Below are 26,711 nucleotides of genomic sequence, written 5' to 3' on the forward strand. Positions count from 1 at the left end.
CCCATTCCGACAGAATACGGTGCTTCCATCCAAATCGGCTGAAACTTTCGCGAACATACTGAATATGAATAAAGTTCAAGGCAGGTCGGTTTACTATATAATACCGTCCAAACCAACCATAACTTACTCATTGCAGGGAAGATAATGAAAAAGGTGCTGATTGTGCATTACTCGCAAACGGGGCAGCTCTCCAGCCTGGCGCGAAATTTTGCCGCGCCGTTGCAAACAGCCGGCGTACAGGTCGATTGCGTCAATATTGTACCGGAGCAGGCGTTTCCGTTTCCGTGGCCGTTTTGGTGTTTTTTCGATACCTTTCCTGAAACCGTCCATTTAAAACCCGCCCCGATTCTGCCGCCGCAAATCCCATCCGAAGATTACGATGTGGTGGTCATTGCCTACACCGTTTGGTTCCTCTCTCCTTCGCAACCGATGACCGCCTTTTTGCAACGCGAAGAAACGCGCCGGCTGCTGGACGGCAAACCGGTCATCACGCTTATCGGCTGCCGCAATATGTGGCTGGGCGCGCAGGAAAAAATGAAATCTTTGCTGAAACAAAACGGCGCTAAACTCATCGGCAACATCGTAAAAATCGATGACTGCAACAGCGCGGCAAGTTTCATTACCACGCCAGCATGGATGCTGACCGGCGACAAGCGCTATTTCCGCTCCCTACCCTCCGCCGGCATTGCTGAAGAAGAATTGGCGGATGCGGCGCGGTTTGGTACGAAATTGCGCGATACACTATTGAACCAACAGCCTTTGGACGAAACCCTGTTTCAAAACATGGGCGCGGTGACAGTGAATGAAAAACTGATTTTCAGCGAACGTGCCGCCGGCCGCAGCTTCTTCGTCTGGGGCAAGCTTTTGATGGCGGCAGGCAGGATTTCTCCGCTTTTGCGCCGTGCCTTGTTGTGCTTCTACATCGTCTTTTTATTGGCGATGATTTTGGTGGTTTTACCCATCAGTGTAATTTTGAAAAAACTGCTGCATCCGCTGCTCAAAGGCCGTCTGAAAAAGCTGGCGGATTATTATGAACAACCGTCAGGCAGATAATCTGTTTCAGACGGCCTCAAACCAGGAATCCATCATGCCCGAAGTTATCCACTACCCCGAACGCCGTCGCTTTCAAATCGACATTGACGGTTTGGAAGCAGGCTATATCAGCTATACCGAACATAACGGCGGCTGGGACGTAAACCATACCGTGGTCTCGCCCAACTTCCGTCATCGCGGCATTGCCAAACTGCTGGTGAGCGCGCTGATGGAATACGCCGAAACACACAACATCCCGTTAACTGCAAGCTGCGACTACGCGGCGCGGTTTATCGGTTGATTATTTTGACAACCACATCATGACATCGAATAACACACTCAAAGACGTTTATCTCAACCGCATTTCTGCCTTCTTGCCCAATGCCCCCGTCGGCAATGACGAAATGGAAGCCGTCCTCGGCATGGCAGGCGATGTGCCTTCACGCGTGCGCCGTATGATCTTGCGTTCCAACGGCATTTTGTCGCGCCACTACGCCATCGATCCCGAAAGCCGCCGCACGACGCACACCAATGCCGAATTAGCCGCCGAAGCGGTCAACGGCCTGTTTGCCCAAGGCGTTCCTGCAGAAGCCATCGGCAGCCTGGCCTGCGCCACTTCCTACCCTGACCAAACCATGCCCGGACACGGCGTGATGGTGCATGGCTTGCTGGATATGCCGCCTTGCGAAGTGTTCAGCATGGCAGGCGTATGCGCGGCAGGTATGGCGGCGATGAAACACGCCTACAACGCTGTGCGTACCGGCGAACACGCACATGCAGTTTCCGTTGCTTCCGAAAACGCCTCGGCGGTCATGCGCGGCGAATTATTTCAAAGTGAAACCGACCATAAAAAACTGGAAAACGCTTCCCCCGAAATCGGTTTTGAAAAAGACTTTTTGCGCTGGATGCTGTCTGACGGCGCAGGCGCGGTGTATCTGTCCGACCGCCCCAATTCAGACAGCCTCAGCCTGAAAATCCATTGGATAGACCTGCTTTCCTACGCCAACGAAATGCCACCCTGCATGTATGCCGGCGCAGAATTCCGCGACGGCGTATTTGAAGGCTGGAAACACGCCGATGCCGATTACGGCCGCCGCCACAGCCTGATGGCGGTCAAGCAGGACGTCAAACTGCTGAACGAAAATATCGTCCGCTATACAGTGGAAAAACCCCTCTCCAAAATCGCCGCCAAACACGGCATCCGCGCCGAAGAAATCGATTGGTTCCTACCCCACTACTCTTCCGGCTTTTTCCGCGACCGCCTTTCAGACGGCCTGAAAAACATCGGCTTCGACATTCCGCAGGAAAAATGGTTTACCAATCTGCACAGCAAAGGCAACACGGGTTCGGCCTCGATTTACATCATCCTTGAAGAATTTATGCGCACCTTTCCCATCGAACACGGCCAAAAAATCCTGTGTTACGTTCCGGAAAGCGGACGCTTTTCAACATGTTTCATGCTTTTGGAAGCAGTAAAGGCCGTCTGAATGAAGATTGACGACATCCCTCAAGACAACAGCGCCAGCTACCACGGCCACCGCAAAGTCATCTACGGCACCCGCGACGGCCACTACGAAGCAGCCACCAGCAACGGTTGGCAGGACGAAGCCTACGCCACCGAAATGGCGGTGTGCGAACTCGATGCCCAAACGCAGGCCGCGCGCGAAGCCGTCGAAAAAGGCGAATATTCGCCGCTGTACTACCATATGTTCCGCTGCCGTTATGATGAAACCGGCTTGGCCATGGCGGCAGGCGTATGGAAATGGCAGCTTCATCGGCATTTCCGCCCCGAAGTGTTCGCCAAACTACCGGCCAAAACCCTGCAAAAATACGCCAATGCCTGCCAAATCAGCATAGACGGCCTCAAACAAACTGATATATAAAGCCCCTCATGATTACCCTACATTCTCTCGACCAATCCCGCGCCCTGCGCATTGTTTGGCTGCTTGAAATCCTCGGTACGCCTTACCGTCTACAAACCTACCGCCGTCATCCCGACACTTTGCTCGCCCCTGACGAACTCAAAGCCATCCATCCCTTGGGCAAATCGCCCTTGTTGGATGATGACGGCTTTATCTTGGCGGAAAGCGGCGCGATTACCGACTATCTGATTCAAACCTACGGCAACGGCCGTCTGATGCCAGAACGCGGCAGCCACGAATACTGGCAATATCAACGCTGGCTGCATTATGCCGAAGGTTCGCTGATGCCGTTATTGTTGCTCGGACTGGTGTTCCGCCGGATTGAAAACGCGCCCATGCCGTTTTTCGTCAAACCGATTGCCCGCAAAATCAGCGGCAGCGTCAAAAGCAGCTTTATCCATCCGCAAGCCGCGCTGCATCTTTCCCACATCAACAGCGAGTTGGAAAACCGCGAATGGTTGGTCGGCAACAGCCTCAGCGGTGCCGACATCATGATGAGCTATCCGCTGCAAGCTGCGGCCGACCGCTTCGCTTTTTCCGACTACCCCAATATCCGCGCTTATTTGCAGCGCATCGAAGCGCATGAAGCCTACTGCCGCGCCGTTGAAAAAGCAGGTTCACCTTTATTGAAACTCGACCAATAAAACAAGGCCGTCTGAAACGTTTTCAGACGGCCTGAAACCTTGGTTCACTTATCGAACAGCTTTGCGGTAAACGGCGTTTTTACCAAAGCGCCGCCCGAGTGCTTTGTTCCCCATCGCCGTTCCACTATAATGGCAACCCATATCCTTCTAAAAAAATACACCATGCCAACCGACAACCGCCCGACTCTTGCCATCGACACCAGCACATCCTTTTTGTCCATCGCATTGGAACATCAAGGCGAAATCCGCCTGTTTCACGAAAACGTCGGTACCAAGCAATCCGAACAAATCCTGCCGCAAATCGAACGCCTCTTCAAAGAAGCGGGCATCACGGCCGCCGATTTGGGCTGCATCGTTTATGCACAAGGCCCCGGCGCATTTACCGGCCTGCGTATCGGCGCGGCGGTTACACAAGGTTTGGCCACGCCGTTTGACACGCCCATGATCGGTATTCCCTGCCTCGATGCCGCCGCTTCGCTGCTGCCGCCATCAAGCTGCGTACTGGCGGCCACCGATGCGCGCATGGGCGAAGTGTTCTACGCATGGTTTGATACGCAAAACCACGTCCGCTTGAGCGATTACACGGTTGGCAAAGCCGTCGCCATTACCGCGCCCGAAGACAAAACGCCTACCGGCGGCATCGGCAATGCCTTTGCCCTCGCCGACAAACCGCCTTTTGATGGTCAAGCCGATATGCCGACTGCCGCCGACTATCTCAAACTTGCCCGCAGCGGCCGTTATGCTGCCACCGATGCGGCGCATGCCGAGCTGCTGTACGTCCGCAACAAAATTGCCCTGACCGCACAAGAGCAAGGTCAACAAAAGGCCAAACCGTGAACCTGCGCCCAGCTGTACTTGCCGACTGCCCCACCCTTGCCGCCATCGACGCACAAGGCAATCCTTCGTCGTGGACGGCGCAGCAGTTTGAATCGGCCGTTCAACACCATCCCGACAGCGTTTGGCTCAGCCAGACCGACCACCAAATTACCGGCTTTATCGTGTGGCAAACCGTATTTGACGAATCTGAGCTGCACCTGATTGCCGTCGCGCCCGAATACCGCCGCCAAGGCATTGCGTCCGCCCTGCTGCAACACTGGCAAAACGCAGTGCAACAGCAAGGCGCAACCCGATTGCTACTCGAAGTCCGCTCAAGCAATGAAACCGCACAACAGCTCTACCGCAAACACGGCTTCCAAACCTGCGGCCGCCGTAAAAACTACTACGCCCTGCCCGATGGTGGCAGCGAAGATGCCGTATTGATGGAGAAATCATGTTAAGCAGCCGCTACCTGCACCTGCACGAAGCCTTGGGCTTGGGCCCGATGTGGCTGAACCAAAACGCCAAAATCATCCATGCTGCGCCTCAAGCCGCAGCATCAGCCGCGCCCGTCCGCCCCAAAACCATTGCCGCCGATACCGCGCAAGCCGTGCGCACTTTATCCGCAAGTGCCCATCAGGCACGCACCGCCGCCATTGCCACTGCGCAAACGGCCAAACCTGCTGTACGCGTTCCTGAAGCGGCACCCAAAGCCATTGCCGAAACACCGGCAAAAACAGAAAAAGCCGCACATTCAGACAATCTGCCCCGTCTTGACGTAACCATCAGGCCGTCTGAAATCATGGTGGTCAGCATTTGCCCGTCCACCGAAGACAGCCTGCATGGTACGCTGTTTAGCGGCGACGTCGGCACGCTTCTCGACAACATCCTCGCCGCCATCGGCCTCAAGCCCGAGCAGGCGCATAAAACCGCATGGGTCAAAACCGCGCCCGTATTCACCGCCCTGCCCGATGCCGAACACATCCGCTCCGAGCTTGCCGAAATGCAAAACGAGCTGACCGCTTCGCAAGCGCGCGCAGTATTGTTCCTCGGCAAAATCTTTGATAGCCCTGACATGATTGGGTTGATGAACGAATTGTGCGCAGAGCGGCCGCATTTCGTCATTCCCCACCCCGCCCGCCTGCTGATGCAGCCGCAACTCAAAGCGCAGGCATGGCAAATCTTAAAACCATTGAAACAGCTTTTGGCCAAGGCCGTCTGAACATTCTGTTCAAGCTGAAATCAGGTTTCCCACCAATAAAAAAGGGCGTGTTCGACACGCCCTAATGTGTATCAATATTCCGCCGAATGCCAGAAAGGCTGGCCCACCGTCGGCGTACTGGCGCGCGCTTTATCACGCGCCTCCACAGGTTCCGCCTCATAAGCCAGACGGCCCGACTCGACCGCAAGCGCAAAAGCGCGTGCCATATTGACCGGATCGCCGCTGCGGGAAACGGCGGTATTCAGCAACACGCCGTCAAAGCCCCATTCCATCACTTGCGCCGCCTGCGAAGGCAAACCCAAGCCTGCGTCGATAATCAGCGGCGTGTCGGGCAGGCGTTCGCGCAGAACTTTCAGCGCATAAGCATGAACTGCGCCCAAACCTGTGCCAATCGGCGCCGCCCACGGCATCAACGCCTGACAGCCTGCGTCGAGCAGTCGGCGACAGGCAATCAAATCCTCGGTGCAATAAGGCAGCACTTTGAAGCCGTCTTTAATCAGGATCTCCGCCGCTTCAACCAGTTGGAACACATCCGGCTGCAACGTGTCATCGTCTCCGATAAGTTCGAGTTTGATCCAGTCGGTTTCAAACACTTCGCGCGCCATTTGCGCAGTAGTCACGGCTTCCTGCACGCTTTGACAGCCTGCAGTATTGGGCAACACAGGTACGCCAATTTCTTCCAACAACGACCAAAAGCCCTGCCCATGCGCTTCGCCGCCGCTGCCGGCGCGGCGTAACGAAACGGTAATCATCGCCGGTTGCGCGATTTGGACAGACTGCTTGAGGATTTCCGGCGTCGGATAAGCAGCCGTACCGAGCAGCAGCCGTGAAGGGAAAGTTTCTCCGTATAGGGTAAACATGATGGATTCCTTTGTAATATTATTTTTGGGGCAATAGCCTTCTGAAAAATCGGTTCAGATAGTTTCCAAATAGTTTTCAAGTCCTTCGGCAACCTTAGTCGGAATAAACTCGGTAATTGTGTATTTCGCTACACCTTCTCGGTGAAACGGGTCTTCTGCAATTAACTTTTCCACCTGCTCCCTGCCTGATGCTTTCATCAGGATAACGCCGCCCGTCCGCGGCTGTTTGCGGCCAGACATCACAAATACACCTGCTTGATAATACCGTTCAAGATACGCAATATGCTCGGACAGGTAGGTTTCAACCGCAGCCAAGTCTTTAATATATTCCAACGATACGATAAACATCTCTTTTCCTTTTCTCAGCATTAAACCAATAGCGCAGATATACGCACAGTAAAACCGCTTATCCGCCGACTACGGGGCGTACAATGTCCACTTTGTCGTTTTCGTTCAACAGCGTTTCCGCATACGCACCTTTGGCGACAAACTGGGTATTGACGGCAACGGCAAACGGTTTCTGCGGCGCGGTTTGGGCGATAAGGTCGGCAACGGTTGTGCCGTTTAATGTGATGGCTTCATTGTTTAATATAATCTTCATGATGTTTGCTCCTCTTGTCAGACTTCTTATTTTCAGACGGCCTTATTCATCCCACAAAGCCTGAAACGCTTTAACCACGGCTTCGGGATTTTCCGCTTCGGTAACGGCGCGGACGACGGCGAGGGAGGAAACGCCGGTGGCAAGTACATCTTCAGCGTTGTTCAAATCGATGCCGCCGATGGCGACGACGGGTATGCCGCGAGCCTGTTTCACATATTCGCGCAGTTTCTCCAAGCCTTGCGGGGCGGTGGGCATTTGTTTGGTCGTGGTCGGAAAAATCGCGCCGCTGGCGACGTAGCTAGGTTGTACGGACAAGGCGCGATCGAGTTCGGCAACAGAGTGCGTACTCAAGCCCAAGCGCAAACCGGCAGCTTCAATCGCGGCTAGGTCGGCAGTGTCCATGTCTTCCTGCCCGAGATGCACGCCGTATGCACCTGCGGCAATCGCTTCGCGCCAGTGGTCGTTGATGAAAAGCTGGGTTGCACTGTTTTGACAGGCTACGACGCAACGTTCGATTTCGCGTTTCAACTCGTCGCCATGCAGGATTTTACAGCGCAGTTGCACCGTGTCGGCACCTGCTTTGACCATGCGCTCGACCCAGTCAGCAGTGGGAACAACGGCGTAAAATTTCAGGGGAGATTTGAGTGGCGGGAAGGTCATAACGGCTCCGAAAGGAATAATTCGTTGTTATATTATCAGAAAAGGCCGTCTGAATAATATTTGTTTTCAGACGGCCTGATTGAAAAAATGAATATTGCCCTATTCGGCTTTGGCTTTATAAAAATATGAACATACTGATGGGTTATCAAAATGAGTGCCATATTGGCGCCCCACATTCGGAGACCCAACCCATGAAAAAAATTTCTCTTGTTAGCCGCCCTTCCCTTACTGTTTACCACTTATTCAAATGCCGCCACGCCTAAAGCGGAAGCTTCAAAACCAGCTTCGGCACACAAACAAACCAAGCAGCGTTTTTCCGGCAAAATCACCGGCTATCAAACCGCCGAGCATTTGTTCTCCGTACGCAAGGGCGACCGCCTGCGCATCAGTAAAACCGGCAGCCCTAACGCCTATTTCAACGTATGGGCACCCAAAGACGATGAAGCCGTATTTAACGGTTCGGCACAAGGCGATAAATTTGACGGTATCGCTACCCAATCGGGCAAATATAAAGTGCAGGTCTATATGATGCGCGCCCAAGCCCGCCGTAACACTACTGCCCATTACGCCGTAAACGTCATCAAAAACTAAGGGGCTGACGTAGATTAGCCCTAAATTCCACACCAATCTCGCAGGATTTTAAGCTGTTGAGACGGTGTGCCGAAGTTAAATCGAAATTCGCATTCTTTCAAGAACAGCGGGAAAGATTTGCGATCGATTCCGTTGTATTTTCGCAAGAAACGTTTTGCCTGATTCCAAAAATTCTCAATGCCGTTAATGTGGTTCTGACGGTCGACAAATTCCTTGGAATGGTTGATGCGGTAATGGATAAAACCGCTCACGTCCAACTTATCATAGCTGCTCAGGCTATCCGTGTAAACAATGCTGTCCGGCATGATTTTCTTTTTGATGACAGGGAATAACGTTTCAGACTTGGCATTATCCACCACAACGGTATAGACCCGTCCGTTGCGTTTCAGAATGCCGAAGACAACCACTTTTCCTGCCGCACCTCGACCACGTCTGCCTTTACGCTGTCCGCCGAAATAGCTTTCGTCCAGCTCGACAGAGCCCTCGAAAACCTCATCGGCAGCCAAGGCCAAATGATGGATGATGACATACATATTTTGCGGTAGAATAGAGTTATTTATCCTGCGACTAGGTATAAGGCGCGGAAAGTCCGGCAGAACTGGTCAGCCTGATTGAAAGCGGCGACTACGAAGCCCTGCTTGCCGAAGATTCGGACGAACATGGCCAAGGCCACGAACATCATTGCGGCTGCGGCTGTTCCCTCGGCTGAGTCAGCCTGCCCATATTATCTACCGCCTCGATTTTCATATTAAAAGGAGACTTACCAGCATGATAAGCAAAGCAAAATTCAATACCGTTGTCGGCAGCATAGGAGCGGCAATAGGTATTTTCGTATTTGTCGCCTATATCCCCCAAATTATCGCCAATATGCAAGGGGCAAAGGCGCAGCCGTGGCAACCCCTGTTTGCAGCAGTATCCTGTCTGATTTGGGTTTTGTACGGTTGGAGCAAAGAACCCCGGAAAGACTGGATTCTGATTATACCCAACGCAGTCGGCGTGATATTGGGATTTCTGACTTTTCTGACTTCGCTTTAAACAAGGGGCTAATCTACGTCAGCCCCAAAACTAAACGCCCTCATGATGTAAAGCTTTAAAAAACAGCAAAGGCCGTCTGAAAATTGAAATTTCAGACGGCCTTTTAAACGGTTTGAAAAGGACGTATCGAACACGTCTTTTTTTTCCTATTACAACAGGAACATGGTTGCTAATCCCAAGAAAATCAGGAAGCCGCCGGAGTCGGTAACCGCGGTAATCAGCACCGAGCTGCCCAATGCCGGGTCGCGTCCGGCTTTGTCCATCATGACGGGAATGAGGACGCCGACGGTCGCGGCCAGCAAAAGGTTCAAGGTCATCGCGGCCACCATGACCAAACCGATGCCGATGTTGCCGTAGAGCAGCCATGAAATCACGCCCATTACCGTGCCCCAAATAATGCCGTTGACGAGGGCGACGCCGACTTCTTTTTTCAGCAGGCGGCCTGCCTGCGTACTGGTCATTTGTCCCATTGCCATGGCGCGGACGATCATGGTGATGGTTTGGTTGCCGGAGTTGCCGCCGATGCCGGCGACGATGGGCATCAGCGCAGCCAGTGCGACGATTTTCTCGATACTGCCTTCAAATGCGCCAATTACGCGGCTGGCGATAAAGGCGGTACACAGGTTGATGGCAAGCCACATCCAGCGGTTTTTCACCGAGTCCCAAATCGGGGCGAACAAGTCCTCTTCTTCTTGCAAACCGGCCATGTTAAACATGTCGGCTTCGGATTCTTCACGGATCACGTCCACCATTTCGTCAATGGTGATCCTGCCGATCAGCTTTTTGTTTCATCGACAACCGGCGCGGTGACCAAGTCATAACGTTCAAACGCCTGTGCCGCTTCTTCCACGTCGTCTTCGGGACGGAAGCGCACGACATCGGTGGCCATCACGTCCGCCACCATGTCTTCGGGGTCGGCGACCAAGAGTTTGCGGATGGGCAGCACGCCTTGCAACACGTCGTTTTCATCGACCACGAAAATCTTGTCGGTATGGTCGGGCAGGCTGTCGAAACGGCGCAAGTAGCGCAATACGACTTCACACGCCACATCGGCGCGGATGCTGACCAATTCAAAGTCCATAATCGCGCCGACTTGGTTGTCTTCGTAAGACATCGCCGCTTTGACCTGCTCGCGTTCTTCTTCATCACGCGTTTGCAGCGCTTCGTACACCACTTGGTGCGGCAAGTCGTCTGCCAGTTCTGCCAATTCGTCTGCGTCCAAATCATCGACGGCGGCCAACAGCTCGTCTTTGTCCATGGACTCGATCAGCGTTTCGCGTACGGCGTCGGATACTTCCAGCAATACTTCGCCGTCGTCTTCCGGGGCGACCAAAAGCCAGACGATGTTACGCTCGCGCGGCGGCAGGGATTCCAAGACGGCGGCCACGTCGGCAGGGTGCAGCTCGGCCAAGAGGACGGTCAGCTCGGTGAACTTGTCACGCAGGCTTTCGTCTTCAATCGGCACGCCTGCTTCGATTTGTTCAAAGGACGGCTCGAGGATTTCGCATAAGGCGTGGATGCGGTCGATATCGTCAGAGATGCGATCGTCAGAAATGCGGTCTTCTACCACATCATTGTCGGGGGTATTGTCGAGATTCGGAGGGGTTTGTTCGATGCTCATAAATGCTCCGCCCGCCGGACGCGGGAAGGCATTTCGGCGGGATGATTATTGTTGTTGTGTGTCTGATGGGAAGTTCAAAGGCGAACTGGGAAGGTCCATAATTCGAGCCTGCTGAGAGGCGCAGAGTTGTAAACGGTGCATATTCTACTCTTTTTTAGGCCATTTTACCATTTTTAACGGGAAAGGCCGTCTGAAATCGGGTGATATCGACACCCTTTTTTTCAGACGGCCTGATGATTTGATTTTATTTGTTTCGCCTGCCAAACGCTTCCCTGACCACGTCCAACCAAGCCCTTAAGGCCGGCGTCGGACGTTGGTGTTTTTTCCATGCCATGGTGAGCTGCCAGCGGATTTCGGGTTCGACCAAAGGAATGGCGGCAAAGACATCGGGATTGATTTTTCGGGCATAGTATTCGGGCAACAAGGCAATGCCCATATTGTGCGCCACCATGTCGGCGACCAAATTCCATTGTCCGGTACGGCAGACAACGTTGGGTTTAAAACCTTGATTGCGGCAGGCCGTCTGAATGGTTTCATTGAGGGAAAACCCTGCGCCAAACAGAATGAAGGACTCGTGTTGCAGGCTTTTGAGCGTCAGCGCATCGTGTCTCGCCCGATTTTTCGGCATCAAGACCACCAGCGGATAGTCGCACAACGTGATGCTGTCGAAGTCTTCGTGAACCGGAGCGAGCAGCTGCCCGGCATCGAGTTCGTTGTTGCGCAGGGATTGCTCGATGGCGAGTGAGCCTTGTTCCAAAAACGACAATTCGATGTCCGGCCATTTGTGGTGGAAATCAAACAAAGCCTGCCCGAGCAAATCGCTGCCGAACAAGGCCAAACCCAAACGCAGCGTCCCGCTTTTGACATGGCGGTAATCGTCAATGCGGGCCAGCAGCAAATCGCGTTCGTGCAAAAGGTTTAACGCATGGCGATAGACTTCTTCGCCGATTGCGGTCGGCTGCACCTGCCGCTTTTTGCGTCCGTTTTCTTTGCACAAAAGCGGCACGCCCAATTCTTCTTCCAAAGCCTGAATGATTTTGCTGACCGTCGGCTGCGTCAAATTCAACGCGGAAGCGGTGGCCGAAAAACTTTGCAGGCGGATGAGTTCGGCAAAACAATACAGGCTTTTGAAGTCCATTATTCCTCTAAGGCATGATTATTCGTTTAATAATTCATATTATGCAGAAACCAGGTTTCTATAATCAAGCCTTTCATTCAACACACACCCATATCATGGATTCCCTCACCAGATTTTTTCAGACGGCCTTGCAGCTTGCCATCATCGGCGCAGTATGGGGCGTCTCCGACCTTATCGTCCGCTTCACGCATCTGCCTGTTTCTTCAGGCGTATTGGGCTTGTTCCTCATGCTCGCCCTTTTGGGGCTCGGCATCATCCGCCCGGGCATGGTTGACCACGGCGCAAAATGGGCATTGGGCGAACTCGTCTTTTTCTTCATCCCCATCATGGTTTCCGTCTTGCAATATCAAGACCTGCTGATGTCCGAAGGTTGGCAGCTGATTTTGACCATCGCCGTCGGCACCGCGCTCGTGATGATCAGCACCGCCCTGACCCTCGATTTCTGCTACCGCTGGAAACGCCGCCTCTACAAAAAACTCCACTCCTAAAAATAGAGAATAAAAATGGACTATACCGCCCTCGCCTGCTTCATCTGGACTTGCTTTGCCTATGTCGTTGCCAAAAAAATCCACCGCAAAAAACCCTTAATGATTTTCTCCCCCGTCGTTACCGTCTCCGTCAGCACCATCCTCCTGCTGCTGGCATTCGGCGTCAATTACGACACCTACCACAAATATACCCAAGGCATCGTCTTCCTGCTTACTCCAGTTACCGTTGCCTTTGCCGTCCCCATTTATGAAAACCGCGAAGTCATCCGCCGCCAACTGCCCATCCTCTCCATCGCCATTATGGTGGGCATGTTTGTCGGCGTAATCAGCGCATTCCTCATGAGCCATATGTTCCACTTCAACAACGAAGTGACCAACAGCCTGATGGCGCGCTCCATCTCCACCCCGTTTGCCGTCGTCCTTGCCAGCGAAATCCACGGCTCCGCCTCGCTCGTTTCCCTGTTCACCATCATCACCGGCTTTGTCGGCATGATATTCGGCGACCTTTTTTTGGCCTTTACCCGCATCCGTTTCCATACCGCCAACGGTGTAGCATTCGGCAATGCTGCCCACGGCTTCGGCACATCGCGTGCCGGACAACGCCACGAAACTGAAGGCGTCATGGCGAGTCTGACCATGATTCTGGCCGGACTGTTTATGGTATTGTTTGGCCCGACCATGGTGCATTTGGTAATTTGGATGATGAGTTAGGCTTCGTCCCGATGACCATACACAAAAAGGCCGTCTGAAACACATATCGGTTTCAGACGGCCTTTTATATTATGGAACGATTACAGTTTGAAAATAGAAGCCTCTGCTAAATCATGAATGGTATCCAACGCAGATGAACCTGTACCATTGCTTGAATAGGTCGCATTGTCTGAGGAAAGACCGACAGAAGAATCAAGAGGATCAACCTCACCAAAGGCACGGCTCAAAAGTTCATCGCCATCGAAAGCTTTGGATTCCAATATCGGCTTCGCGGCCGGTTGTGCAGGCTCAAAACCTTCCCACTCACGCGGATCAAGGCGGATGATATGGTCATCATCATAACCGTCATTAGGACCTTTGCCTTCTCCTGAAAAAGTACCGTCCCACTCGCGCGGATCGAGGCGGAAAACATGCTCATTATGACCATGATCGGACTCTACTCCTTTTGAAAAAAAGCCGTTCCACTCGCGCGGATCGAGACGGAAGACATGCTCATTATGGCCATTATCCGACCCTATGCCTTTTGAAAAAAAGCCATTCCACTCGCGTGGATCGAGACCGAAAACAAAATCTTTAGAATCAATTTCTGTACCTGGTTGATATACTTTAGCCACGGAAGTCTCCTTAAAAATAAACAGTTGCTGTACCCAATACCCCATCAGGTCGATGAGAGCCTTTATTCTAAAACAAAGAAAATAGCAGGTAGGGTCCAAAGGGAACAACGGTTCATTAAAACGACAATCGGACTAAAATCTTTTAAAAACAAATAGATATAATTTACACATCATAATCAATAATACATAATCAAACTTCCAGACTACCCCACCAATCAGGGGAATCCTTCTTTCCCACTTTCCCCGTCATGTCGCAAAAAGACCGTCTGAAATTTAAGTTTCAGACGGCCCTTTCATTTGCTCAAGCCTTATTCTTTAGGCAGGCGCAGGACGGAGACGATGAATCCGCCCCAAATGACGATCAATGCGACAAGCATCATAATAATGGCTGAAGTACTCATTATTCTTCTCCTTCACGTTCGTGTTCATGTTCGTCTTTGACATTGAAGCCCTGACCGTGTTTCCACGGCAAGAATGACAGCAAGACCGACAATACGAGGATGGCGCCTACCATTCCCCAGCCGAAGATATTGAGGAAGCTGTCAGGATAGCCGCTGTAATTCTCTTTTAAGAGGCCGGCGGTATCTTGATAAAGCATATAGCCGAGCATGGCGACGGTAACCACCACGCTGGCGGTCCACACTTTGCCGACACGGATGGAAGACAGCGCGTTCAAGTGGTTACGCAGTTCCGGCAGCTTGTTCAACAAGACAATCGCCAAAACGTAAACAAAACCGGAAGCCACAATGCCATAAGTATTGATGAATTTGTCCAATACGTCCAACACAGGCAGGCCGGTGGTCGTACCGAACAGCAAGGTGGAAATAATCGCCATGGGAACGCCAGCAATCAGCGTTGCGCTGACACGGCCGATGTTCATTTTGTCTTGAATTGCGGCCACAATCACTTCAACGATGGAAATCATGGAAGTCACACCGGCAAACACCAGCGAGCCGAAGAACAACACGCCGATCAACGCGCCCATCGGCGCTTGGTTGATGATGGTCGGGAACGCGATAAACGCCAAACCGATACCGTTAGATGCCACTTCGCTGACTTCCTTGCCTGCGGCTTGAGCCATAAAGCCCAATGCAGCAAATACGCCGATACCGGCGAGCAACTCAAAGCTGCTGTTGGCAAAGCCGACAACCAAGCCTGTGCCGCCCAAGTCGGTTTTTTTCTTCAGGTAAGAAGAATAAGTAATCATGATGCCGAAGCAGATGGAGAGCGAGAAGAAGATCTGGCCATATGCGGCTACCCAGACTTTTGGATCCGCCAAACGGCTCCAGTCAGGCGTAAACAAAGCGTCCAAACCTTTTGCCGCACCCGGCAGAGTCAGCGCAATGCCCACCATGATGACAAACATCACCACCAACAAAGGCATGAAGAATGTGGACGCACCGGCTACGCCTTTTTGTACGCCCAAAGCCATAATCGCCAGCGTAAACACCCAAACGGCAATCAGCGGGCCGGCCACTTTACCGACAAAGTCCAAACCCAAGTCTTTGGCATCGGCCATTTGCAGGAAGTCTTTGAAGAAGAAGGTCTGCGGATCCGCACCCCATGCCGAAGTCAAAGAATAATAGGCATAGCTTGCCGCCCAGCCGACAATCACGGCGTAGTAGATACAGATGATGACGTTGGTCAGGAAGTTCCACCAACCCATCGGCTCAAACAAACGGCCGAGGCGGCGGAAAGCCAAAGGAGGCGAGCCGCGGTAACGGTGGCCGATAGCGTAGTCGAGCAGCAACAGCGGAATACCTGCCGTCAACAGCGCAACCAAATAAGGGAGGACGAAAGCACCGCCGCCGTTGTCGAAAGCGATGTAAGGGAATCGCCAAATGTTGCCTAAGCCCACGGCCGAGCCGATGGCAGCAAACATAAAGGCGCGGCGACTGCTAAACGTCGCGCGTTCGCTGGATTGAGAATTTGACACGATGAACCTCTTAAAAATCGAGTGTCGTCAAGGCCTCCCGGCCTTGCGCGTATATATTTAGAAATCAGGTCGGACAAACCGGCCGGTTAAAATAGATATTCGGACAAGGATAATATCCGGTATTTAAAGAATGCACCGCTTATGACCATGCAAACATAATCTGACCTTATCGTAAAAAAATTTAACACTGTTGGCAAGTCAGTATTGCATTAAAATCGCAAGGAAAATCTTCATGCACTACGACTAAAATCTTCATACACTTCTTTATATACAAGCCAAACGCAACACCCAAGCCCCGTTTTTCCCTCCCCTTCCCACTGACAACCGCCCTCGCCGCAAACCGCCTTTCCCTTATCCCGTAAGGAAAAGCGGCAACCCAACGCATTCAAATCCCCCGTCATCAAAATGTTTCAGACGGCCTGTTTTCCTTCCGTCCAATCCGGGCCGTCTGAAAATTCCACTGTTGTATGTTGTAATCAAAAGCCACACGCAAATTCTGTTTAATATAAACAAAAACAATCCGCCTTTTCCCGTTCCCTTCATTACCATGATTTAAAACAAGCATAAAACACCAAAAATAGAATAAATAAAAAATAAAATTTCAAAAAATATAAAATAACATTAAATTTAAACCTGCATTTCTACTCTAATCATCTACAATTAAAAATAATCAAACCAAAAAATTTCAATAAAACATTAATTACACAGCACTACATTTTTGCTATAATTGCCGCCATTCAATCCACAACCCAAACCCAAAAGAAGAGGAAAAGCCATGGGTATCAAAGTTGCCATCAACGGTTACGGCCGCATCGGCCGCCAAGTAGTGCGCGCTATTTTTGACTACAAACTGCAAGACCAACTCGACATCGTTGCCATCAATGCCAGCGGCAGCATCGAGACCAATGCTCACCTGACCAAATTCGACACTGTTCACGGCCGCTTTGACGCCGATGTTTCCCATGATGAAAAACACCTCATCATCGACGGTAAAAAAATCCCTTACTTCTCCACCCGCAACCCAGCCGAATTGCCATGGGGCGAATTGGGCGTTGACTTGGTAATGGAATGTACCGGCGCGTTCACCAGCAAAGAGAAAGCCAAAATCCACTTGGAAAGCGGCGCGAAAAAAGTGCTGATTTCCGCTCCCGGCGGCGATGACGTTGACGCAACCATCGTTTACGGCGTAAACGACGACGTGATTACCGACGACATGAGCGTTATCTCCAACGCGTCTTGTACCACCAACTGCCTGGCGCCTGTGGCCAAAGTGTTGAACGAAAACATCGGTATCGTAAACGGCGTGATGACCACCATCCACGCGCTGACCAATGACCAAACCGTAACCGATGTACGCCACAAAGACCTGCGCCGTGCGCGTAGCGGCGTGGAAAACATGATTCCGACCAAAACCGGCGCGGCAAAAGCCGTCGGCTTGGTATTGCCTGCCCTGAAAGGCAAACTCGACGGCCTCGCCATCCGCGTACCGACCGTCAACGTTTCCCTAGTTGACCTGAGCTTCCAAGCAAGCCGTGAGACTTCTGTCGCAGAAATCAACGCGCTGATGAAAGCCGCTTCCGAAGAAGGCCGTCTGAAAGGCGTTTTGGGTTACAACACCCTGCCGCTGGTTTCTATGGACTTCAACCACACCACCCAAGCCAGCACATTCGACTCTACGCTGACCAAAGTAACCGAAGGCAAAATGGTTAAAGTGTTCGCATGGTACGACAACGAGTGGGGCTTCAGCTGCCAAATGCTGAACACCGCGCGCCGTATGTTCGGTTTGGAAGTACGTCCGTTCTAATCGGCTTCCAACGCAAAGGCCGTCTGAAACATCTTTTCAGACGGCCTTTTGTATTTCCTTTAAAATATCGCATTCCCATTTATTTTCAGACGGCCTTTTCATGTTTCCCAACGAATCCGCCCCCAACCTCCTGCAAGGCTTAAACCCCGAACAACTCTCCGCCGTAACCTGGCCGCCGCAATCCGCCCTCGTTTTGGCAGGCGCGGGCAGCGGCAAAACGCGCGTGCTGACCACGCGTATCGCATGGCTTTTGCAAAGCGGACAAGCCAGCGTGCACAGCATTATGGCAGTAACGTTTACCAACAAAGCCGCCAAAGAAATGCAGACCCGTTTGGGCGCAATGATTCCCGTCAACGTCCGCGCCATGTGGCTCGGCACGTTCCACGGTCTCTGCCACCGCTTTCTACGCCTGCACCACCGCGACGCCGGCCTGCCCTCTTCCTTCCAAATCCTCGACAGCAGCGACCAGCTTTCCCTGATCAAACGCCTGCTCAAAAGCCTCAACATCGCCGAAGAAATCATCGCGCCGCGTTCGCTGCAAGGCTTTATCAACGCGCAAAAAGAATCCGGTTTGCGCGCTTCCGTCTTGAGCGCGCCCGATCCGCACACGCGCCGCATGATTGAGTGCTACGCCGAATACGACAAAATCTGCCAACGCGAAGGCGTGGTCGATTTTGCCGAACTCATGCTGCGCAGCTACGAAATGTTGCAAAGCAACGAAATCCTACGCCAACACTACCAAAACCGCTTCAACCACATTCTGGTCGACGAGTTTCAAGACACCAACAAACTGCAATACGCATGGCTGAAACTGATTGCCGGCAACAATGCCGCCGTCTTTGCCGTCGGCGACGACGACCAAAGCATTTACCGATTCCGCGGCGCAAACGTCGGCAACATGACCGCGCTGATGGAAGAGTTCCACATCAACACGCCCGTCAAACTCGAACAAAACTACCGCTCCGTCGGCAACATCCTCGCCGCCGCCAACGCCGTCATCGAAAACAACGACGAACGCCTCGGCAAAAACCTGCGCACCGACGCTGAAGCAGGCGACAAAATCCGCTACTACTCCGCCTTTACCGACCTCGAAGAAGCCCAATTCATTGTGGACGAAACCAAAGCCCTCGAACGCGAAGGCTGGGATTTGGACGAAATTGCTGTCCTCTACCGCAGCAACGCCCAATCGCGCGTCATCGAACAAAGCCTGTTCCGCAGCGGCATTCCCTACAAAATCTACGGCGGCCTGCGCTTTTACGAACGCCAAGAAATCAAACACGCCCTCGCCTACCTGCGCCTTGCCGTCAATCCCGACGACGACAACGCCCTCTTGCGTGTGATTAACTTCCCACCGCGCGGCATCGGCGCACGCACCATCGAAAACCTTCAGACGGCCTCAAACGAACAAGGCATCACCCTCTGGCAGGCAGCCTGCAATGCCGGCGCAAAAGCCACCAAAATCGCCGCCTTCGTCCGCCTGATTGAAGCCCTGCGCAACCAAGTCGGACAAATGCCCCTGTCCGAAATCATCGTCGGCATCCTCAAAGACAGCGGCCTGACCGAACACTACCGAACCCAAAAAGGCGACAACCAAGACCGCCTCGACAACCTCGACGAACTCGTCAACGCCGCCATCGAGTTCAAACCCGAAGACAGCAACTTTGAAACCCTGCCTGAGAACATTTCAGACGACCCCGCCTTCCCCATCCTCGCTTTCTTGAGCAACGCCGCCCTCGAATCCGGTGAAAACCAAGCAGGCGCAGGCGAAAAAGCCGTCCAACTGATGACCGTCCACGCCTCCAAAGGCTTGGAATTTAACGCCGTCTTCCTCACCGGCATGGAAGAAGGCCGCTTCCCCAGCGAAATGAGCCTCGCCGAACGCGGCGGCCTCGAAGAAGAACGCCGCCTCATGTACGTCGCCATCACCCGCGCCCGTAAACGCCTCTACATCACCATGGCGCAACAACGCATGCTGCACGGACAAACCCAATTCGGCATCGTCTCCCGCTTCGTCGAAGAAATCCCGCCCGAAGTATTGCACTACCTGTCCGTCAAAAAACCTGCCTACGACAGCTACGGCAATACACGCCCAACCGCCGTACAACGGGACAAAATCCTCGACGACTTCAAACAGCCGCAAACCTACGCAGGCTTCCGCATCGGCCAAAACGTCCGCCACGCCAAATTCGGCACCGGCGTCATCATCGATGCCGTGGACAAAGGCGAATCCGCCCGCCTGACCATCAACTTCGGCAAACAGGGCGTGAAAGAGCTGGACACCAAGTTTGCGAAATTGGAAGAGATGTAAAAATTAGAAGGCTTGGAATGATAAAGGCCGTCTGAAAACGTTTTAGCTCAAAATTGCTATCCGTTTTCAGACGGCCTTTGTTACATTCAAACCACTTTTAAATCATACCTTCATATTAAATCACAATCGCAAATCAAGGCATTCAACTGTTGAACGTATCTTTCTTCTTCGTCAAAACATATTGATAAACTTCTTCTACCGTAGCTTCGTCATAGCTTTTGCCAAAGCGTTTTTTGTAGCCCAGTTCGTATAGTTTTACATGATGCCCTTCCGGGATTTCAACGCCCACATTTTCCAAACACGATTTGGCGCAATGCAAATGACAGCCGTCAATAACCAACATCGGCCGTCCGGACTGCGCTTTGCGCACTAACGGCGCGACTTTGCCGCCCACGCCGGAAATACACGACATTTCAAATTCTCCGGCATGGTCGAGCGCTACGGCAGTGTTGTTGGCCAGCTGCGCCACATCGGAACATCCGGAACAAGAATAAATTAAGGGAAGCTCATTGCGGTTAGGCATTTTCTATTTCCTTCGGTAGCGGTTTTTATCTTTATGTGTCCACCCATGGTCAGTCTGTCGGGCGCATCATGCGTGGTATGCGAATATTCGGGTTGCACCCGTTTTCGTTTTTTCAGACAGCCTACGGCTTATCCATTTATATAATATTAAAAGGCATCATAACTCAATACGATTAGACATTCTAGAACAAAGCAGATGGTACCTTCTAAAAAAATAAAGGCCGTCTGAAACTAAATGGTTTTTCAGACGGCCTTTTTATTTGAGATTAATGATTAGGCTTTAGGTTCGCCATCATTCTCTGCTTTGGGCGGAACGGGTGCAAACCAGCCGACCAGAAGCAGCAACAGGCCGACGATGATGAAGGAGGCAATGCGCTCGATACCGCCGCTATTGGAAAGCTCGATCAAGAAGAGTTTGACGACCACGATACCCATCAGCGTCGCGCCTGTCATCCAGTAGGAGCGCTGTTTGCGGCGGTTGCCGAGTACCATCAAGATGATGGCGGTTACTGCCCAAACGACGGAGAGGCTGGCTTGCAGGCCGAAGGATTGCAGCATGATGTCGAGACGCCAAGTGATGCCGTCATAAAAATGCCATACGCGCATCACGCCCGCGCTGATCAGCATAAATGCCAAGGCGGAAACTGTGGTTGCCGTGGTACGGCGAAGGTCGGGCGGTAAGGCTTCAGGCAGGGATTTCAGGGCAAACCAAAGCATACCGGCGCTGGCGAGTTCCACCGGATTGAGCACGGGAATATACGGCAACGGCGAAGGTTGAAACGGCGTGGAGAAATTGGTCCACAGCATCCAACAGGCAGCGGCAAGGGCGCACAACGGCATAGCAAAATGCTGATAAATGGCTTGATGCCGTCTGAAAAATTCGCGTTGGCGCTGCGTATGGAAAACAATCCACATCGCCAAAGGCACAACCAGCCATGAGAGCTGCGACCAAACGCCGGAGAGGAGGCCGCCGACATACAGCGCCGTCCAAAGCGTCCAAAGTACGCCGAGTATCGTGATATTGAGTTTGTGCAACCAAATCAGATCATGGTGCGGATAGTTGTTCAAAATAATGAAGTTCAACACGGTGGCGGCCACAAGCGGCAAGGCTGCGGCGGCTGTCCATGCGTGTTCGGTATGGTAGAAGACGAAATGCAGGGCAAACACGGGCAGGAATGCCAAGTTTGCCTGCAACAGCTCTTCCCATTTCAAACGTTTGGCAAACAGCAGCAAGCCGGCAAATATCGGCCACATCCACAACTCGATAAACAGGGTTTCCTCGCCTGTCCATTGCATATAGAGGGCGTAGCTGCCTGTTGCCAACGCAGTAAGCAGGATGATCCAGCCTGAAACCTGCGCAAAGTAAACCTCGTTTCCTTCCGGCTTTTCGCTTGCAACCTGCACACGCGGATATTGCAGCGCGTAGGCAGCCGCAAAAAGCAAAGGCGTAGCAGCAATAAGGTACAGATGACTCAGGAAGCCTTGGGATTCATAAATGATGCTGCTTTGCAGCAACAGGGCGAACAATACATTACCCAAGGTAAATGTGATAAACACATTCGGCTCATGTTTGCGCCGGCAGAATGCCCACGCCGCCGCCAAAGCGGAGAGAGCGACAATGCTGCCTTGGTCGGCTAAGAAGAGCAAAGGCAAAATAGAGATGTACAGCAAGGTGGCAGACAACACGGCCGTCTGAACGGATTTTTCCCATTGCGCCGAACCTTCGCGACGCGGGAAATACCACAGCAAGTAAATCGCCGCTCCGCCAAGCAACACCACAACCGTTGTAAACCACTGCCCTTCCAGAACGGTATCAGTACCAAAGCCCTGATAATTGCCCAGCTGAATCAGTGCCGCCAAGAGATAAACCATCAGCGCACCCAAACGGATATGCGGACGCTGTTGGCGCAGACCGAAGAAATAAACCAGTGCGGATTCTGCACTCCACAGGATAACCGTATTGCTCGGTTCAAAATAAAGCGGAACGGCAATCGTGAGGAACAACACCGCCAACGCAAAAAACGCCTGACGCAAAATATACAAACCCTGCTGACGTTTCAGCAGCAGCGCGGCCAGTCCGTACACAGCGGCAAAACCCAATGCGGAAAGCGCATCCGCAGACGGCCAATGCTCCACCATGCGGTATTGCAGGCCAAACGCCGCCGCCATCGTACCAAACAATAAAGTATGGTCGAGGACATGCACGCGCAGGCCGTGTGTATAAATACTCTTGCCGATTTCTTCCAAAGTCGCATTGTCGGCAATCGGCGTAACGCTGTCTTCGCTGTTTTCCGTCAGCTTACGGCGTGCAAACAGATAAGCGATAAAGGTATAGAGCAGCCAGTGGTAAATCAGGAAAGGCTCGGTAGTGGCGAAATGTTCCGGCGTATAACTTCGCATGCCCCACAGCGCGGCAATGGCAAAAGTAGCGGCAAAGCCCGTCAGGTTCAGCGGACGCCATGCCTTAAACCACGCAATCGCGGCCACACCGCCATTGAGCAGGGCAAGATAAGAAAACAGCACCAAATAATTGCCGCTGCCGTCTGAAGTCAGCAAAGGCGCGGCCATACCGCCGATTAAAGCAACCTGCGCCATAATCTGCGCATTCTGCCTTACCGCCAGCCACGCCATCAGCACAACCATCGCCACCATCAGCCCGAACACGACCGACACAGGCAACAGCGGATGCAGTTTCAACGCCGCCAACGCCGTCAAATACATCACCGCCACGCCGAAACCCTGCAACACCAAGCCATATTCACGCTTACGGCTTTGCAGCTTCCAGCCGCCGACCACCGCCGCCAAACCAGCGCCTGCCACAGTCAGATAACGCAGTTCGACAGGCACATGAACCCGCTCGGAAGCATAGCGCAGCAAAAACGCCAGGCCGAGGAACAGCACCACAATACCGGTTTTCAGCAGCGGATTGCCGCGCAAAAACCAAGCAACAATCGGATTGTCGGAAAACTTGTACTCTCCGAATTCCGCCTGTTCTTTATGGATAACGAATTGACGCGATGGCGCATCTCCATTTTCAGACGGCATCGAAGCACCAACAGCCTCTTCCTTAGACTGCTCTTCTTGTTCAGCAGCAACCGGAGCAACCGCCTCGATAACTTCCGATTCCACAACAGGCCTAGGCGAAGCAGAAGCCTTGGCAGAAACAGGATCAATAGGTATAGAAAAAGAAGGGGCAAACGCTTCCTCGATTTTCTGCTTAACAGGCGCAGCTTCCGCCTCAGGCTCAACCTTAGCATGAAGCGGCTCAGAGGCCGTCTGAACATCGGCAACAGGCCGAGCCTCAAGCCCCTGCCCTACTTTCGCCTCATCACGGACAGCCTCATGCTCCAACACCGACAAACGCTGTTTCAGCAGCTCGATTTCCTGCTCCAGCTTTTGCATCCTGTCGCCTGCCGTAGCAGATTCAGCCAAACGCTCTTCTTGGCGTTGTTTGGCGATTGACCAAGCAACCAGCCAAAACAACGACCCAATAATGATGCCGGTGAACATCTCATCAGCAAAATAGCCGATAATAATAGGAATAAGCAGGCCGAAAAACTGCATAAAACACCTGTTTGATAACAATAAGAATATGCCGATTGTAACACCGGCACCATTATTCATGAAAAAAAGAGACAAAAGGCCGAGAATAAAAGCATACGGCGAATAGAATATAAAGAATCCGCATAGAAAAAGGCCGTCTGAAAATATTTAGGGATTTTCAGACGGCCTCTGCCTGTTTCAACAACCCAACGCAAATCATGAAAAGAAACGCATTGGGTCTTGTTTCAAACTACGGCTTACCTTCCCGATAATACCGTCGCACCTGCTTTTGCGACGCTTTCGTCTTCATCGACCGAGCCACCGCTCACGCCGACGCTGCCGACGATAACGCCGTTTTTATCCACCAGCAGCACACCGCCGGGAAAAATCACTAAACCGTCGTTGGTCACCTCAATACCGTAAAGCTCGCCACCCGGCTGCGAAGCCTTGCCCAAATCGCGGGTGGACATATTGAAATAGCGTGCCGTTTTCGCTTTTTTCTGCGCAATATCAATGCTGCCGATAAACGCATCGTCCATACGCGTAAACGCCTTTAAATTACCGCCCGCGTCCATGACCGCAATATTCATCGGCACCTTGATTTCACGCGCCTTTTTCATCGAAGCCTGCACCACCGCCTGCGCCTGAGCCGCCGTCAAATCTCTCGGCAGCGTTTTGGTCAAACCCGCCGAAAACGCCGGCGCACCCAATGCCAAAGTACACAACAATGCAACTGATTTTATGCCGCGCATAACTGTCTCCTTATATTGAATCAATGAAAGGTACTGCACTTTTGATTGTATGCCTGTCGGCAGGAAGAATAAAGGTTGTCTCAAAACCTGATTTTCAAGTTTTCAGACAACCTCGGATGGGTTTTGGGTTTAGGTTTGGTAGACTGGCTACAATTTACCGAATCTTATTTACAACGCATCAGCGTACGCGTCCGCCAAACTTTTTTGCCTGAGCCATCCGTCGAGTAATCACGGAATCTTTGCGTCAGCACGCCTCGGTTTAAAGAAAACTCAAAATTATCGTTATAAATCTGCGTACCTAGCTCCGGCTGCTCATCCCGAACGCGTGCCGTACCTGCAATTTTATCGGTCGAATAAATTCGATAATTCAGTTTCATATATTTCGCACCCCATTCCCAACCCTTTAATTCAATTGATTTTTTACCTATTTCAATATAAAAGCCACTATCTTCCGACACATCGACATTATCCATAGCAGCGTTTTCATCATAACCCATGGCACATAAAGCCCTTATATGTTTGGGCGATACCTTCCCTTCAGAACGCCCGGCCCATTTGCCTTGAAACGCTTGCGGAATATCTTGGGCTGCAGCTTGGAATCCAAGAAGGAGCAAACCGGCGGTCAGAACAGATTTTAAAGTGAGCGACATTATTTTTGACCTTTCAAGAAAGAGTGTTTAAATCAATATGAATAATACAGGAAATGGAAAAAATAGAAAAAGGCCGTCTGAAAATATTTAGGGATTTTCAGACGGCCTAATATTATTGTCAGGTTACTTGAGCAACTACTTATTCAAACTTAAGATTCCTCACGAGGATACCCGTTGCTATAAGCCTTCTCAAACCATTCTTGAGCCAGCGTGTCATCCTGTTGAAAACCTTGGCCAAGTTTATACTTAATGCCTAAACGAAACTGAGCCGATGCAACTCCCTGCTCTGCCGCTTTACGATACCAATAAATCGCCAACACATCATTTTGCGTTACGCCTACTCCATCATTGTACATCTGAGCCAATTGAAACTGAGCATCGGCATGCCCTTGTTCCGCCGATTTACGAAACAAAGACAGTGCCTGTTTATAATCAATACCAAAAGAAGGATCCCATTGATCTACACTTCCACCGTATCGATACTGAAAACCCAATTTATATTGAGCCTCTATATTTCCTTCATTTGCCATATGCTCATACATCGTCAACAGATACCACTGAGCATCGCCATATGGCCCGCCTTTAAGAAACCATTCTTCTGCCTGTTTATAGTCTTGCGCAACACCCATTCCATTCTCATACATCTGACCCAATCGGCACATCGCAGGACCATATCCCTGATTACCAGCCAAACGATACCAATACAATGCCTATTCATAATCTGACAGTTGGAAATACAGCTCACCCAAATAGAATTTGGCTTGAACAATACCCTCCTCTGCCTTCACATACAGCCACTGTTTCAACTGCTCATAGTCCCTGTTAGTCAAAAAACTAGAATACTCCTTTATCAAAAGGCATTGCGCATCAAGATGCCCCTGCTCTGCCGCCTTCATATACCAATGCACTGCCTTTCGATAATCTTTAGGCTCTTTATTACAACATAACCCAGCTAATTTATATTGGGCATGGACATTCCCTTCTTCTGCCAACTGAGTAATAGCTTGAATAGGATCAGGAGTATCGACAGGAGCATATTCCTTAGCCGTACTTCGCCTCATAAGCCTGAAAAGAAAAATCGCGATAGCTATTAAAAAACAAGCGAGTAACAATTTCATCTTATATTCCCAGTCTTATTCATTTTTTATTTTCGATACCATAACTATTTTTTAATTACACCCATTAAAATGGGGTTGCCATTAAATCAAATTCTTAAAATCTAGTAATGCTGAATATAACAT

General features: G+C 51.6%; 28 protein-coding genes and 2 pseudogenes. 14 read left to right on the forward strand and 16 right to left on the reverse strand.

The window, feature by feature from the left end:
• Positions 1 to 144 precede the first annotated feature (144 nt).
• The 8 genes from TW89_RS00360 to TW89_RS00395 all read left to right on the forward strand — a co-directional run bounded on the left by TW89_RS00360 (position 145) and on the right by TW89_RS00395 (position 5,636).
• Positions 145 to 1,053 (forward strand): dialkylrecorsinol condensing enzyme, encoded by a 909-nt coding sequence (locus tag TW89_RS00360; protein WP_128580180.1) that lies wholly within the window; start codon positions 145 to 147, stop codon positions 1,051 to 1,053.
• A gap of 34 nt (positions 1,054 to 1,087) precedes the next feature.
• Positions 1,088 to 1,333, forward strand: coding sequence for a GNAT family N-acetyltransferase (locus TW89_RS00365; RefSeq protein WP_049332250.1), 246 nt, complete (start codon positions 1,088 to 1,090; stop codon positions 1,331 to 1,333).
• Between the two features lie 19 nt (positions 1,334 to 1,352).
• The gene (locus TW89_RS00370; protein ID WP_128580181.1) at positions 1,353 to 2,519 is read left to right on the forward strand and encodes a beta-ketoacyl-ACP synthase III; all 1,167 of its coding nucleotides are present in this window, start codon (positions 1,353 to 1,355) and stop codon (positions 2,517 to 2,519) included.
• Entirely contained in the window at positions 2,520 to 2,915 is a 396-nt protein-coding gene (locus tag TW89_RS00375) for a hypothetical protein (RefSeq protein ID WP_128580182.1), read from the forward strand.
• A gap of 8 nt (positions 2,916 to 2,923) precedes the next feature.
• A complete protein-coding gene (locus tag TW89_RS00380) occupies positions 2,924 to 3,598 on the forward strand; it encodes a glutathione S-transferase family protein (RefSeq protein ID WP_128580183.1) in 675 nt (224 codons plus the stop codon).
• 129 nt (positions 3,599 to 3,727) lie between these two features.
• A complete protein-coding gene (gene tsaB / locus TW89_RS00385) occupies positions 3,728 to 4,435 on the forward strand; it encodes a tRNA (adenosine(37)-N6)-threonylcarbamoyltransferase complex dimerization subunit type 1 TsaB (RefSeq protein WP_128580215.1) in 708 nt (235 codons plus the stop codon).
• Complete coding sequence (rimI, locus tag TW89_RS00390) at positions 4,432 to 4,875, forward strand: ribosomal protein S18-alanine N-acetyltransferase (protein ID WP_128580184.1); 444 nt, start codon at positions 4,432 to 4,434, stop codon at positions 4,873 to 4,875. Before tsaB ends, rimI begins: the two co-directional genes overlap by 4 nt.
• The gene (locus TW89_RS00395) at positions 4,869 to 5,636 is read left to right on the forward strand and encodes a uracil-DNA glycosylase family protein (RefSeq protein ID WP_128580185.1); all 768 of its coding nucleotides are present in this window, start codon (positions 4,869 to 4,871) and stop codon (positions 5,634 to 5,636) included. Before rimI ends, TW89_RS00395 begins: the two co-directional genes overlap by 7 nt.
• 71 nt (positions 5,637 to 5,707) lie before the next feature.
• On the opposite strand, the gene TW89_RS00400 is transcribed toward TW89_RS00395, so the two are convergent.
• The 4 genes from TW89_RS00400 to thiE are packed head-to-tail and all read right to left on the reverse strand — an operon-like array spanning position 5,708 to position 7,757.
• Positions 5,708 to 6,496 (reverse strand): thiazole synthase, encoded by a 789-nt coding sequence (locus tag TW89_RS00400; protein ID WP_070606171.1) that lies wholly within the window; start codon positions 6,494 to 6,496, stop codon positions 5,708 to 5,710.
• Positions 6,497 to 6,550: 54 nt separating this feature from the next.
• Entirely contained in the window at positions 6,551 to 6,844 is a 294-nt protein-coding gene (locus TW89_RS00405; protein ID WP_063068398.1) for a YciI family protein, read from the reverse strand.
• 58 nt (positions 6,845 to 6,902) lie between these two features.
• A complete protein-coding gene (gene thiS / locus TW89_RS00410) occupies positions 6,903 to 7,097 on the reverse strand; it encodes a sulfur carrier protein ThiS (protein WP_128580186.1) in 195 nt (64 codons plus the stop codon).
• Positions 7,098 to 7,139: 42 nt separating this feature from the next.
• Entirely contained in the window at positions 7,140 to 7,757 is a 618-nt protein-coding gene (gene thiE / locus TW89_RS00415) for a thiamine phosphate synthase (RefSeq protein WP_004518966.1), read from the reverse strand.
• Positions 7,758 to 7,964: 207 nt separating this feature from the next.
• Between thiE and TW89_RS00420 the strand changes: the two genes are divergently transcribed.
• Complete coding sequence (locus TW89_RS00420) at positions 7,965 to 8,348, forward strand: hypothetical protein (protein ID WP_004518967.1); 384 nt, start codon at positions 7,965 to 7,967, stop codon at positions 8,346 to 8,348.
• Positions 8,349 to 8,368: 20 nt separating this feature from the next.
• Here the strand turns inward: TW89_RS00420 and TW89_RS00425 are convergent.
• A pseudogene (locus TW89_RS00425) lies at positions 8,369 to 8,898 on the reverse strand (IS1595 family transposase); the annotation flags it as partial.
• 218 nt (positions 8,899 to 9,116) lie between these two features.
• Here TW89_RS00425 and TW89_RS00430 point away from each other — a divergent pair.
• Entirely contained in the window at positions 9,117 to 9,383 is a 267-nt protein-coding gene (locus TW89_RS00430; RefSeq protein ID WP_004518970.1) for a SemiSWEET family transporter, read from the forward strand.
• A gap of 149 nt (positions 9,384 to 9,532) precedes the next feature.
• Here TW89_RS00430 and mgtE read toward each other — a convergent pair.
• Together mgtE and TW89_RS00440 are read right to left on the reverse strand one after the other, a co-directional pair.
• Positions 9,533 to 11,004: pseudogene (gene mgtE / locus TW89_RS00435) on the reverse strand (magnesium transporter).
• Between the two features lie 244 nt (positions 11,005 to 11,248).
• A complete protein-coding gene (locus tag TW89_RS00440; RefSeq protein WP_128580187.1) occupies positions 11,249 to 12,142 on the reverse strand; it encodes a LysR family transcriptional regulator in 894 nt (297 codons plus the stop codon).
• Between the two features lie 14 nt (positions 12,143 to 12,156).
• Between TW89_RS00440 and TW89_RS00445 the strand changes: the two genes are divergently transcribed.
• Both TW89_RS00445 and TW89_RS00450 read left to right on the forward strand, forming a co-directional pair.
• Positions 12,157 to 12,630 (forward strand): CidA/LrgA family protein, encoded by a 474-nt coding sequence (locus TW89_RS00445; RefSeq protein WP_128580188.1) that lies wholly within the window; start codon positions 12,157 to 12,159, stop codon positions 12,628 to 12,630.
• A 15-nt stretch (positions 12,631 to 12,645) separates the two neighbouring features.
• Positions 12,646 to 13,341, forward strand: a complete 696-nt coding sequence (locus TW89_RS00450) for an LrgB family protein (protein ID WP_128580189.1) — start codon at positions 12,646 to 12,648, stop codon at positions 13,339 to 13,341.
• Positions 13,342 to 13,421: 80 nt separating this feature from the next.
• Here TW89_RS00450 and TW89_RS00455 read toward each other — a convergent pair whose 3' ends face one another.
• The 3 genes from TW89_RS00455 to TW89_RS00465 all read right to left on the reverse strand — a co-directional run bounded on the left by TW89_RS00455 (position 13,422) and on the right by TW89_RS00465 (position 15,891).
• Positions 13,422 to 13,955: a hypothetical protein gene (locus TW89_RS00455; protein ID WP_128580190.1), complete on the reverse strand. Its 534-nt coding sequence runs from the start codon at positions 13,953 to 13,955 to the stop codon at positions 13,422 to 13,424.
• Between the two features lie 308 nt (positions 13,956 to 14,263).
• Positions 14,264 to 14,356 (reverse strand): methionine/alanine import family NSS transporter small subunit, encoded by a 93-nt coding sequence (locus TW89_RS00460; RefSeq protein ID WP_036472778.1) that lies wholly within the window; start codon positions 14,354 to 14,356, stop codon positions 14,264 to 14,266.
• On the reverse strand, positions 14,356 to 15,891 hold the full coding sequence (locus TW89_RS00465; protein ID WP_128580191.1) for a sodium-dependent transporter: 1,536 nt from the start codon (positions 15,889 to 15,891) through the stop codon (positions 14,356 to 14,358). Before TW89_RS00465 ends, TW89_RS00460 begins: the two co-directional genes overlap by 1 nt.
• A 775-nt stretch (positions 15,892 to 16,666) precedes the next feature.
• Here TW89_RS00465 and gap point away from each other — a divergent pair.
• Both gap and uvrD read left to right on the forward strand, forming a co-directional pair.
• The gene (gene gap / locus TW89_RS00470) at positions 16,667 to 17,695 is read left to right on the forward strand and encodes a type I glyceraldehyde-3-phosphate dehydrogenase (RefSeq protein ID WP_128580192.1); all 1,029 of its coding nucleotides are present in this window, start codon (positions 16,667 to 16,669) and stop codon (positions 17,693 to 17,695) included.
• A 100-nt stretch (positions 17,696 to 17,795) separates the two neighbouring features.
• Positions 17,796 to 20,003 (forward strand): DNA helicase II, encoded by a 2,208-nt coding sequence (gene uvrD / locus TW89_RS00475; protein WP_128580193.1) that lies wholly within the window; start codon positions 17,796 to 17,798, stop codon positions 20,001 to 20,003.
• A gap of 142 nt (positions 20,004 to 20,145) precedes the next feature.
• Here the strand turns inward: uvrD and TW89_RS00480 are convergent, their stop codons facing one another.
• The 6 genes from TW89_RS00480 to TW89_RS00505 all read right to left on the reverse strand — a co-directional run bounded on the left by TW89_RS00480 (position 20,146) and on the right by TW89_RS00505 (position 26,588).
• Positions 20,146 to 20,526 carry a putative zinc-binding protein gene (locus tag TW89_RS00480; protein WP_107860439.1) on the reverse strand — a complete coding sequence of 127 codons (381 nt, stop codon included), beginning with the start codon at positions 20,524 to 20,526 and terminating at the stop codon, positions 20,146 to 20,148.
• A gap of 272 nt (positions 20,527 to 20,798) precedes the next feature.
• The gene (locus TW89_RS00485; protein WP_128580194.1) at positions 20,799 to 24,089 is read right to left on the reverse strand and encodes a DUF2339 domain-containing protein; all 3,291 of its coding nucleotides are present in this window, start codon (positions 24,087 to 24,089) and stop codon (positions 20,799 to 20,801) included.
• Between the two features lie 236 nt (positions 24,090 to 24,325).
• A complete protein-coding gene (locus TW89_RS00490; protein WP_128580195.1) occupies positions 24,326 to 24,820 on the reverse strand; it encodes a GlcG/HbpS family heme-binding protein in 495 nt (164 codons plus the stop codon).
• A 164-nt stretch (positions 24,821 to 24,984) separates the two neighbouring features.
• On the reverse strand, positions 24,985 to 25,470 hold the full coding sequence (locus tag TW89_RS00495; RefSeq protein WP_128580196.1) for a hypothetical protein: 486 nt from the start codon (positions 25,468 to 25,470) through the stop codon (positions 24,985 to 24,987).
• 149 nt (positions 25,471 to 25,619) lie between these two features.
• Complete coding sequence (locus TW89_RS00500; protein WP_283114147.1) at positions 25,620 to 26,132, reverse strand: tetratricopeptide repeat protein; 513 nt, start codon at positions 26,130 to 26,132, stop codon at positions 25,620 to 25,622.
• A gap of 48 nt (positions 26,133 to 26,180) precedes the next feature.
• Positions 26,181 to 26,588 carry a tetratricopeptide repeat protein gene (locus TW89_RS00505; protein WP_128580198.1) on the reverse strand — a complete coding sequence of 136 codons (408 nt, stop codon included), beginning with the start codon at positions 26,586 to 26,588 and terminating at the stop codon, positions 26,181 to 26,183.
• Positions 26,589 to 26,711: the final 123 nt, after the last annotated feature.

Origin of the sequence: Neisseria flavescens, from assembly GCF_001618065.1 — a bacterium.
Classification (GTDB): Bacteria; Pseudomonadota; Gammaproteobacteria; order Burkholderiales; family Neisseriaceae; genus Neisseria; species Neisseria flavescens_A.